The sequence below is a fragment of the Pseudarthrobacter sp. rb genome (genome assembly GCF_056389225.1).
The window spans coordinates 1-7,950 of the sequence record NZ_JBWJAR010000036.1 but is presented as its reverse complement, the minus strand read 5'-3'; the positions used below and the strand labels follow the sequence as shown (position 1 = coordinate 7,950).

Below are 7,950 nucleotides of genomic sequence, written 5' to 3'. Positions count from 1 at the left end.
AGGAGATTTCCTGGCTCGCTGCTGAAGGGATCTCGACTGGTTGGGACGTCGGCGGGGGAGTACGGGAGTATCGGCCCCTGCAGAGCATCGCACGGGATGCCATGGCTGCCTTCCTGTACAGGAAGGCTGGTTCACCCGCCTACACGCCCCCGGCGTCCTCCCCGTTCACGGACGTTGCTCCTGGTGCAGCGTTTTACAAGGAAATCACGTGGCTGGCCTCGAAAGGCATCTCCACGGGCTGGGATGTCGGCGGTGGTATGCGTGAGTATCGACCCCTGAACCCGATCGCCCGCGATGCCATGGCAGCATTCCTCTTCCGCTTCGCCCAGCCCGGGGAGTTCACTGCGCCGCCCCAGTCGCCGTTTACGGATGTCACGACTGGTGCCGCCTTTTACCGCGAAATCACCTGGCTCGCTTCTGCAGGTATTTCTACAGGCTGGGACGTCGGCGGGGGTCTGCGGGAGTACCGTCCGCTCATCGGCATCGCCCGTGATGCGATGGCGGCCTTCCTCTACCGCTACTCAGCCACCAAAGTCCCGTCCAACCCGCTGGACCCGACCGGCGGGACGGTGACCCTTGCGCCCGAGGTCCAATTGCTTCAACCTGCGGCATTGGATGCCGCGCAAGTTTCGGGAAGCGCAATAACCCTTCCATCGACCAACGCGCAGAACATCCACCCTAATGACGTACTGGTCGCGGGCATCACTCCCTCCACGCCAGATGGCCTACTCGTTCGCGTGACCGAAGTCTCCCGCGATCCGGCGGGACCAACAACACTGACCACACAGCCCGCAACGCTTCCCGAGGCCGTGGTCTCGACCCCGGGGCTCATCGATGTAAGCGGAATTCCCGAATCCTCGACCTTTGTTCCCGAGGCGGACGTAACGACGACTACCGCAGCGGCCCCCCAGGTCGCACCGCAGGCCCTGTCTGCCCAGGCCGACATTTTTTCGCAGTCGTTCAAATGGGAAAAAACGCAAAAAGCAGAGCTGGGATCGTCGACCCTGAGCGGTTCCGGTTCTGTATCCGTCTCCACCACGGTTACCGCTGCAGCCAAAGCACGCATGACGCTGGACACCAGCTTCCTGAAGTTGAAGGAAACCTCGGTAGTTGTGACCCCCTCTCTTTCGGCTAAGCACGAGCAGAAATTTTCGGGGAGCCTGAAGGGGACCATCAGTGCGCCTTTGGGCACGCTCTGGGCAAAATTCCGGTTCATGGTGGGACCCGTCCCGGTGATCGTGACGGCAGACCTTAAAATTAAGGCAACCCTCAGCGCGGAAGGGGCGGCGGAGGTTACCTATACCTCGTCGAATACTGTCTCGAGCGACCACGGCATGAAATACAAAGATGGCAGCTTCAGCCTGATCAACACCAAGCCGGTAAGCACCGTGACAGACAAAACAGTGCAGGCAACAAGCTCTTTGACGGCACGGGCATCCTTGGACTTCGATGCCACCATCAAGTTCTATGGTGTCGCCGGCATTACGTTCGGCGCCGGTCCCTATGCCTCAGCCGCCATAGCAGTCACCACGACCGATGGCGTGAAAACGTGGTCGTGCCCACTGGAATTCGGGCACGAAACAAGAGTTGGAGTCGTCGCCGGAATAGAAATACTCGGCCTAAAGGCCGAATGGAGGGACATCACCACAGCAACATGGAAACTCGCCGAGGCCAACCCCTGCGAAGGAACACCGGTTACGTCTCCGGCGCCCAACCCGACACCCACACCAACGCCAACCCCCACACCCTCACCCACCCCCACACCAACAGCACCCACCCCGTTCCCAGCTCCCTCAGGACTCACCAACGTCAAAACCATTCTCAGCTCAGGGCTAACGGCATACGCGATCAAGACGGACGGCACCGTCTGGTCCTGGGGCGCGAACTTCTACGGTCAGCTCGGGAACGGCACCACCAACGACAGCAGCACCCCTGCCCAGATCAGTGGCCTCACTGGAGTCACCAGCCTCACGGCCAGCGCTGACACTGCTTACGCGTTACTGACAGACGGGACCGTACAAGCCTGGGGTTGGAGCGGAGGTGGCCAGCTCGGGAATGGAACTACCACCAACAGCAGCACGCCCGTCCAGGTCACCGGCCTCACCGGCGTCCAATCCATCTCAACGTCAGGGGATACAACCTACGCCCTACTTCAGGATGGGACACTCCGCGCTTGGGGCTCCAACGCTTTCGGGGAGCTCGGAGACGGCACTACAATCGACAGCAGCTCCCCCGTCCAAGTCACCGGACTCACTGGCGTCACGGCACTCTCGGCCGCCGGGCACACCGCCTTCGCGCTGCTGAAGGACGGCACGGTCCGCGCTTGGGGCTCAAACTGGAACGGCGAGCTCGGCAACGGTACCAACACCAACAGCAACACCCCCGTCCAGGTCATAGGCCTCACGAATGTCGCCGCCGTTACAGCCAGCGGTGACCCGGCCGACGGTACGACCGCCTACGCGCTGCTAAAGGACCAATCGGTCCGTGCCTGGGGATGGAACCGACACGGGCAGCTCGGGGACGGAACGACCACGAACAGCAGCACGCCAGTTCAGGTCACCGGACTCGTCGGCGTCACAGCACTGTCCGCCACCCCGCACACGACATACGCGCTATTAACAGATGGCGCCGTCCGCGCCTGGGGAGATAATTACTTCGGGCAACTTGGCAACGGCAGCACTACCGACAGCAGCACGCCGGTCCAGGTCACCGGACTCACCAGCGTCACAGCACTGGCCGCAGCGCCCGGTGCCGCCTACGCACTGATGAAGGACGGGACAGTCTTCGCCTGGGGCGCGAACGACTACGGTGAGCTCGGCAGCAATACCACCTCCCGCAGCAGCATCCTCGTACAAGTCACCGGCCTCACGGGCGTGACAGCCCTCTCAGTCGGATACTACGGGTGGAATGCTCATGCGCTGATGTCGGACGGGACCGTCCGTGCTTGGGGCTATAACGCCTCAGGCCAGCTGGGCAACGGTACCACCGCCGACAGCAGCGTCCCCGTCCAGGTCGGGGTGACGGCAGGACCATAGGAACTCGGGATGACGGGGTGCTGCACCGGGAGATGGGTCTCTACGGCCGAGACGGGGAAGGTTGGAGCGACGCTCGGTAATGTGACCGCGTTGTCCTGGTATGACTCAGATGGTGCTTCGGTCGCAGCGGAGGCTGTTTTATCGGGACCGGTTGGGCTGCAGGGCCAAGAAGCTGTTGGCTAATCCGGTTGCGCTGCCCTACCGCAACCTTGTACTAACGTTGCCGTCTTCCGGATTCGAGGACCTGCTCACCAATGTGTACACGAAGCCCAACTGACTACACGGTCGCCGTCTGGCTTCCCGATGGAGCCCCGGACCGAACCTTGGTGATGTACAGACTCCATCACGCCGGAGAAGTTTCCGAGTTCCAGATTGACCAAACAAGACACGGTGGCCGCTGGAAGCAACTCGGCTCAGGCCTCCACAAATTTGATGCTGCCGCAACCGACCTCCTTGAACTCCCTGTAGCGGATGTAGCGCCCGGCGCAGATGGCGCAGCCGTGTATGTGCGAGCAGACGCCGTCCGCTTCGCTTCTCCTCCGCCCCCATCCCCGCAGTAGCAACGAATATCAGGGTGAAGAATGCGCCCAACTTCATGGAGCTCAGCTGGAACCCTATCCCTGGCGCCGAGACGTATCTTCATCCATCGAAACACCGAGGGATCAAACACGACGGTAGAACAGGCTGTAGACAGCACTAATTACTTAGACCTGGACGTTGACAACAATTCTGCCTACGCCTACCAGATAGCGGGCACGAACGGGGCAGGAGCAGGCCTAGCGAGCTCCGTTTCTGCGACTCCACCGAAAGCGGCACCCCTTCAAGCTGTCCAAGGACTCGAGGTGAGAACCGTCGGTCGAGTCCCGTTACTCTCCTGGCGACCCACAGCCGATGCCTCCTCCTAAGTCGTGGAGAGAGCCGACACCTGTGGCGGCAAGTTCACTGCCATAGCAAGGGTCAAGGAAACGGAGTTCGCTGACTTTCTGTCCGGCAATATCGCCCACTATAAAATCCGCGCCGCCAATGCCATCGGAAACTGCACCCTGACGTCATGTCAAATGAGCTGGCGGCGGCAAACAGCATTTACCTGATGACGCTTCCTGGAATCGAAATTCCCGCGTATCCGGGCTGCCCACTATGATCGGCGAGGGAGCGTGTAGCCATATTCGATGGGCAGTCCCAACGGATAAGGGTGTGGTCTTGTTGTTGTCATCTATTTTTGTTCCAAACCGGCGCCCCGCGGGTTCCCGGGCCCTGGCCCTGATCACCGCGATCGCGCTTTCGACGTTGGCGCTTGTCGGTAACGGCATGTTTGCTGCGAACAGGGCCCACGCCGACGAAGTTGTTTCCACAGTTGCGGTGGGATCCAGCCCTTATGGCGTAGCGACAGCTCCTGCGGGTACTCACGCTTACGTCGCCAACCATGCAGCGGGCACTGTCTCCATTCTTGACATCACAGACGGCAACAGCGTGAGGGTATCGGAAGTGGTCACCGTGGGCGACTATCCAGTTGGTCTCGCCTTGAGCACGGATGGCCGTTTCGCATACGTTACGAACGAGGGGTCGGCGAGCGTCTCGATTATTGATAGCTCCACCAAGTCTGTGGTCGGGGCTGTTCCGGTTGCTGCAAATCCCTACGGCATTGCTGCCAGCCCTGACGGCAAGCAACTGTACGTCACGCACCCCTACAGCAACTCAGTGAGCGTGATCGACATCTCGACCAAGTCAGTGACTGCCACGATCCCCGTGGGAAGCTACCCCTTTGGTGTGGCGGTGACCCCTGACGCAAGCCGGGTACTCGTAACCAACAACTTCTCCAATGACTTGTCCATCATCGACGCTGAAACGAACACGGTGGTCGGCATCGCAACCGTCGGGCGACAGCCCTTCGGTCTTGCCATTGACCCAGGAGGAAAATTCGCCTACGTGACGAATCAATCCGCTGGCAGCGTCTCCGTTGTCGACATAGCAGGAGCCACCGCGGTCCAGGAAATCCCGGTCGGGGCGAACCCTGTTGGCATCACTGTGAATTCCGACGGGAGCAGGGTCTACGTTGCCGATAACCGCTATGGGGACGTGGCGGTAATTGACACGGCCGGCGGGAAAGTCCTCCACAACACCCCAGTCGGCGCCTTCCCGTTCAACGTCGCCTTGTTCGCCGACAGCCGCTTTGCACTGGTGACCAACAGCGGTTCAAATGACGTCTCCGTAGTAATGCTGGACCTGCTACCTCCCGGCGCCCCGGGGGCGCCCGTCGTCACCGCTGGCCCGAATTCCATCTCCATCGCCGTCACGCCACCCAGCTCCGGCGGGAAGCCCGACTTCTACACTGTGCACGCGGTCGACTCTGTCGAGTCATGCACGGTCCAGGGGCCAGCCGGATCCTGCACAATCAGCAATATCACCGGGGGCCGTTCTTACACTTTCACTTCAACGGCGGTCAATAGTGCGGGCTCATCGCTGAACTCCCCACAAAGCAGCCCCGTCCTAATACCCCATGTCGTGTTCGCGGACGTGCCTTCCGGCAACCAATTCCACGACGAAATCACGTGGATCGGAGACCAACGCATCTCGACCGGTTGGGCAGAAACTGATGGGACCAGGACTTATCGTCCGCTTAACCCAATAACTAGAGACGCTATGGCTGCGTTCCTTTACAGGTTGGCGGGCAGGCCGTCGTTTACCGAACCCTCTGTTTCCCCCTTTTCAGACGTCAGCCCGTCAAACCTCTTCTACAAAGAGATCACTTGGCTGGCCTCCACCGGTGTATCTACGGGATGGGCTGAAGAGAACGGTTCCCGCACTTTCCGTCCCCTTCAGTCAGTGAACCGGGACGCAATGGCTGCCTTCATGTATCGAATCGCAGGGTCCCCTGCCTGCGAGCCGCCCATCATTTCTCCCTTTAGGGACGTGCCTTCCTCCAGTCAGTTCTACAAGGAGATTTCGTGGCTGGCTTCCACCGGCGTCTCGACAGGCTGGACGGAAGCGGATGGAACCAAAACCTACCGACCGCTGTTGCCTGTTGCCCGCGACGCAATGGCCGCCTTTCTCTACCGATACAGTCTGCACGCCCGGAACTGACACTCTTCCAGCTGCCACAGCACGGACGCCAACGAACATCTTGCCGCTGCCTCACAAGTAAGGAGTCGGCGACAGCCCTTCCTACTATTCTTCCGACGCAGAAGCCCATGGATTGTCCGACTGCAGCCCGAACCGCACCGCCCCGCAACGCATGGAAAGTCCCCGCAACCGCAAACGAAGATGACAAACACAAAAAGCACTGTGCACGTCCAGCCGTTTACCGCTGCTACGAAAGAAGACATGACCACGACCGCTCTAACTCCACGCTCCTCGGAGCTCCGCATCACTTCTGATACCAACTTTTGGTGGGCCATGTGTCAATGGCCATTAGTTTCTGCCCACCGGCGGCCAGTTAATCGGCCCGCTGGTGGCCCGTAAAACTGCCCGGTGATGGCCAACAGATCTGCCCACTGAGGGTTCTCGGTGGGGTTGGCCATCGTCGGGTTCGTTTAGTTCAGTTGGGTGACTCCTTTTCCGGCGAGGGCCTGGGTGAGGCGGATGGAATCCCCGCTGGTCTGGCAGACGTGGGCGTGGTGCAGGAGCCGGTCAACGGTCGCGGTGGCGAGGGTTTTGGGCATGAGTTCGTCGAAGCCGGCCGGGTGCAGGTTCGAGCTGATCGCGACGGAGCGTTTTTCGTAGGCGGCGTCCACGACCCGGTAGAGACCTTCTGCGGCATCGGTGGCCACCGGCAGCAGGCCGATGTCATCGATTACCACGAGCTCGGCGCGCAGGATCCTGGCCACGGCGCGGGTGACGCTGTCGTCGGTGCGGTGGGCGCGGATCAGGGCGCCGAGGTCCTCGAGCCGGAACCATGCCACGCGCATGCCGGCTTCGACGGCTTGCTGGCCGAGCGCTTCGAGGAAGAACGTTTTCCCGGTGCCGGAGGGCCCGCAGACGACCAGGTTCTCCCTGCGGCCGATCCATTCCAGCGTCCGCAGGGCCTGCTGGGTCGGCGCCGGGATCGAGGAAACTGCCGGGTCCCAGGCCTCGAAGGTCTTCCCGGTCGGGAAGCCTGCGGCCTTGCGGCGGGTGGCGAGCATCGACCGGGCCCGGCCTGCGGCTTCCTCGGTGAACAGGGCCTTGATGATCTCGGTCGGTTCCCAGCGCTGCGCACGGGCGGTCGCAATCAGGTCCGGGGCCAGCGCCCGGGCGTGGGGCATTTTCAGCTGACGCATCAGCGCTTCGAGGTCGGCCGGCAGTGGCGGGGCGGTAGTGTTCGTGGTGCTGACCGGGCTCATCGGCTCTGCTCCTTCACCGTTGTGGGTTCAGCGCCCAGGCCGGCCCACGCGCTCGTGCCTTGGGTGAGAGACCTTGTTTCGTCCGCGATGTGGGTGGTGGTGCGGCGGATGTTCGCGTTCAGGATCGAGGGCAGGTCGCCGTGGGCGAAGCGGCCATGCAGTGCAGCGTCACCCAGGGCACGGTCCACGGCCTCGGTCCCGGCGATCTTGGCCAGGGTCACGGCCTCGGCCATTTTCACGTTGATCCGGCCCGTTCCTGCCGCGGCGGCTTCCACGAGCCAGGTCTTGGCGCCGGCGCCGATGGCAAGGAACTCGGCTTCTCCGGCGGTGCGTGCTTTCACGGCGTAGTCGCCCGGGATCCTGGTCCTGGTTTCGGGGAAGTGCTCATCAATGATCGCAGGGCTGCCAGGCCTGGCCCGGCCATGGCGTGCGACCTCGACCGGGCCCGACGGGCCATGGTGGACGATAATGACCTGCTCGTCAGGCCCGGTGCCGTGGGAGCGGACGAACACCCTCGCCCCGAGCAGATGCGCCGGGACCGAGTATTGGGAGTTCTCGAAGGAGACCATCGGGGTGTTCTCCGGGACGGTGCGGGC

At 61.9% G+C, this 7,950-nt stretch carries 4 protein-coding genes and 1 pseudogene; 3 read left to right on the top strand and 2 right to left on the bottom strand.

Annotation, left to right across the window (positions count from 1 at the left end; genetic code table 11):
- The 3 genes from ACWRN3_RS22595 to ACWRN3_RS22585 all read left to right on the top strand — a co-directional run.
- Positions 1-3,035 (top strand): RCC1 domain-containing protein (locus tag ACWRN3_RS22595; RefSeq protein ID WP_476741999.1); only part of this gene is annotated, 3,035 nt, incomplete at its 5' end.
- 254 nt (positions 3,036-3,289) lie between these two features.
- Entirely contained in the window at positions 3,290-3,595 is a 306-nt protein-coding gene (locus ACWRN3_RS22590) for a golvesin C-terminal-like domain-containing protein (protein WP_476741998.1), read from the top strand.
- Positions 3,596-4,229: 634 nt separating this feature from the next.
- Positions 4,230-6,116: a YVTN family beta-propeller repeat protein gene (locus ACWRN3_RS22585; protein WP_476741997.1), complete on the top strand. Its 1,887-nt coding sequence runs from the start codon at positions 4,230-4,232 to the stop codon at positions 6,114-6,116.
- A gap of 449 nt (positions 6,117-6,565) precedes the next feature.
- Here ACWRN3_RS22585 and istB read toward each other — a convergent pair whose 3' ends face one another.
- A complete protein-coding gene (gene istB, locus ACWRN3_RS22580) occupies positions 6,566-7,354 on the bottom strand; it encodes an IS21-like element helper ATPase IstB (RefSeq protein WP_326336334.1) in 789 nt (262 codons plus the stop codon).
- Positions 7,351-7,950 (bottom strand): annotated as a pseudogene (locus tag ACWRN3_RS22575) (IS21 family transposase); the annotation flags it as partial. The gene istB and the pseudogene ACWRN3_RS22575, both read right to left, overlap by 4 nt.